Annotated in this window: 2 protein-coding genes; both read left to right on the forward strand. The window is 49.1% G+C overall.

From position 1 onward, the window contains the following. The coding region (locus tag CYP28_RS00675) for a threonine/serine exporter family protein (RefSeq protein WP_141090878.1) at nt 1–281 on the forward strand (281 nt) is incomplete at its 5' end. Further along, nucleotides 274–444 (forward strand): threonine/serine exporter family protein (locus CYP28_RS00680; RefSeq protein WP_181000386.1); only part of this gene is annotated, 171 nt, incomplete at its 3' end. The genes CYP28_RS00675 and CYP28_RS00680, both read left to right, overlap by 8 nt.

Below are 444 nucleotides of genomic sequence, written 5' to 3' on the forward strand. Positions count from 1 at the left end.
ATTTAAAAATCCATGACGTTTTGGTCTCGTTTGTCGTCTCTTTTATCGCTTATCTTGGCGTATTTTACGGCTTTACGCATACTAGCGACGTCGCGATCGGCTCGTCGATACTCTTTTTAATGCCGGGGGTTTTTCTCATAAACTCGGTCTTTGATATCCTAAACGACAACACGCTCGTAGGTATCAGCAGGGCCGTGAGCACGGGCATCCTGATACTTTGTATCGCGGTGGGCGTCTATATCACGCTCTCGCTTAGCAATGCGGAGATTTTACATGTTTGAGCTTTTTACCGCGACTCTTATAGACGGCGCTTTTGCCGCTGTGGCGGGGCTTGGTTTTGCCTACGCTAGTTCTCCGCCTAAAAGGACTCTCGCGTTTTGCGCGCTGCTTGCGGCGTTTGCGCACGCTAGTCGCTTTTGGATCATGCAGATGGGATTTTTTAAC

Source organism: Campylobacter concisus, assembly GCF_002914195.1.
Taxonomy (GTDB): Bacteria; Campylobacterota; Campylobacteria; order Campylobacterales; family Campylobacteraceae; genus Campylobacter_A; species Campylobacter_A concisus_M.